This is a genomic window from Kitasatospora sp. GAS1066B, assembly GCF_041262605.1.
Classification (GTDB): Bacteria; Actinomycetota; Actinomycetes; order Streptomycetales; family Streptomycetaceae; genus Kitasatospora.
Window position 1 is genome coordinate 1 of sequence record NZ_JBGCCO010000085.1, and the last position, 2,490, is coordinate 2,490.

Consider the following 2,490-nt stretch of genomic DNA (forward strand, 5'->3'; position numbering starts at 1 on the left):
GAGTTCCCGCAAGAGAAGAAGGCAACGGTGCCTCTCGCGGCCTCCTGTCCCTACACCAGGTTCCACAGGCGGACGCTGCCGTCGTGGCCACCACACGCGAAGGTCTTGCCGTCGGGACTGAAGGCCACGGACCACACGGTTTCGGTATGTCCGTCGAGAGTGGCGATGGAGCTCCCGGACGCGACATCCCACAGACCGACGCTGTGATAGTCGCCGCCACTGACGAGGGTCTTGCCGTCAGGGCTGAAGGCCACCCCGTACACACCGCCGGTTCCTCGGAGAGTGGCGACCGAGCTCTTGGCAGCGGCGTCCCAGAGGTAGACGTCGTAGTCGCCGCAGCCGGCGGCGAGGGTCTTGCCGTCGGAGCTGAAGGCCACCGCGGACACACTGCTGACATGCGTATCGAGAGTGGCGACGGACCTCCTGGACGCTACGTCCCACAGGCGGACGTTGCCGTCGCAGCCGGCGGCGAGGGTCTTGCCGTCAGGGCTGAAAGCCACCGCGGACACGCCGCTAGTGTGCCCGTCGAGAGTGGCGATGGAGCTCTTCGAAGCGACGTCCCACAGGCGGACGGTGCGGTCCTCGCTGCCACTGGCGAGGGTCTTGCCGTCAGGGCTGAAGGCCACCCCATGCACGTAGCTGGTGTGTCCTTGGAGATCGGCGACGGAGCTCTTGGAGGCGACGTCCCACAGGCGGACCCCGTTGTCGACGCTACTGGCGAGCGTCTTGCCATCAGGGCTGAAAGCCACCGACTTCACGGTGTCGCCGCCGAGAGTGGCGATGGAGCTCTTGGCACCGACGTCCCACAGGCGGAGACTGCCGTCGCCGCCAGCGGCGAGAGTCTTGCCGTCAGGACTGAAGGCCACCGCGTACACATTGATGTAGGTGTCGGGAGTGGCGAGGCTGGCCGCCAGGAGCGCCCCATGGATATCGGACCGCCTCGCCGGCCTGGCGCCCATCTGCGACAGCGCCGCCCCGATGCCGGCGGCGGCTAGAACACCGGCGCCGGCGCCGCCGAGGATCAGGGTGCGCCTCCGCATCCCCGTCACCCGGCCTGAACTCGGGGCGGGAGCGGCGGCAGGTGCTGCTGCGGATTCGGTGGGGGCGGCCGACAGACCGGGGGCGGCTTCGGGGCGGGACGGGCCCGCGCTCATGGGCCGATCCGGTACCGTCCGGATCGGCGTGGCACGCAGAGCGGGTGAGGGCGCCGGCGAGGGAACGGCGATGAGGGCGAGCAGGCGGCGTGCCGTCTCCGCCGCATCCGGCCGCATGCCCGGCTCCCGGACCAGGAGCGCGGCCAGGACGTCCGCGAGTGGTCCGGCATGCGCGGCCGTGGGCACCGGTTTCACCAGTACGGCGGTGAGGATCTCCATCAGAGTCTGACCGGTGAAGGGCGGATGCCCCTCCACGGCAGTGAAGAGCGTCGCCCCCAAGGACCACAAGTCTGCGGACGCCCCCACCGCCTGACCGTTCAACTGCTCGGGCGGCATGAACTGCGGTGTCCCGACCACGGTATGCGTCGCGGTCAGCGTCGAGGCGGTGTCCAGGATCCGGGCGATCCCGAAATCAGTGAGCACCGCCTGCTCGCCGTCCATGAGGACGTTGTCCGGCTTGAGATCGCGGTGCACCACACCAACACTGTGCGCGTGAGCGAGGGACTGAGCCATCTGCGCCCCGATCACGGCTACTTGCTCCCAGCCCAGCCGCTCCTGACGGGCGATCAGAGCGCCGAGCGAGGGACCATCAACGTACGCCATAACGATCCACGGCACGCCGTCCTGCTCGACCACATCGTGCACGGTGATGATCCCCGCGTGCCTCAGCCGTGCCGCTGCCTGCGCCTCCACCTTGGTTCGGCGGATGAGCTGGGACCGCTCCTCGGCGGACAGTTCGGGGGCCGGCAGCACTTCCTTGACCGCAACCTGGCGTCCGAGCACCTCGTCCCAGCCGCGCCAGACGCGGCCCATGCCCCCCTGCCCCACCACCGCTGTGAGGCGATAGCGCCCGCCAACCAGATTCCCGCCGGTCCCCGTCATGCCGGAATCGTACTCATGTCGCGTCGGGCCCCGCCCGGGAGTTCAGGGCTCTGGCGCAGTCCGCCAGCGGCAGACAGACGCGACGGAAGATTTCAAGTCCAGTGAGACGGTCGTGATGCTATGAGGTTTGTGGTGCAGGTTCCCCGCGCCTGCTGGGGTCGTTGATCCATGCTGTCTGCGGGATCTCGGGCGGCCGGGGACGGCGTCCGAAGCGTTCGCGATGCCGGGCGTAGGCCTCGACGAGGGTGGCGGCGCGCTGGTCGCGGATCTCCTCGGCGGTGCCGAAGTGGACGCTGGCCGGCGTGTGGAGGCCGATGCCTGAATGCCGGTGCTCGTGGTTGTAGTAGGAGATGAAGGCGTCGAACCATTCGCGGGCATGGGCCAGGGATTCGAACCGCCGCGGGAAGTCGGCCATGTATTTGGTGGCCTTGAACTGGGCCTCGCTATAAGGGCT

At 68.8% G+C, this 2,490-nt stretch carries 2 protein-coding genes; both read right to left on the reverse strand.

Features of this window, described 5'->3' with window-relative positions; genetic code table 11:
* Positions 1-50: 50 nt before the first annotated feature.
* Positions 51-2,036 carry a WD40 repeat domain-containing serine/threonine protein kinase gene (locus ABH937_RS38130; RefSeq protein WP_370220849.1) on the reverse strand — a complete coding sequence of 662 codons (1,986 nt, stop codon included), beginning with the start codon at positions 2,034-2,036 and terminating at the stop codon, positions 51-53.
* Positions 2,037-2,154: 118 nt separating this feature from the next.
* A partial coding sequence (locus ABH937_RS38135) for an integrase core domain-containing protein (RefSeq protein ID WP_370220851.1) occupies positions 2,155-2,490 on the reverse strand: 336 nt, incomplete at its 5' end.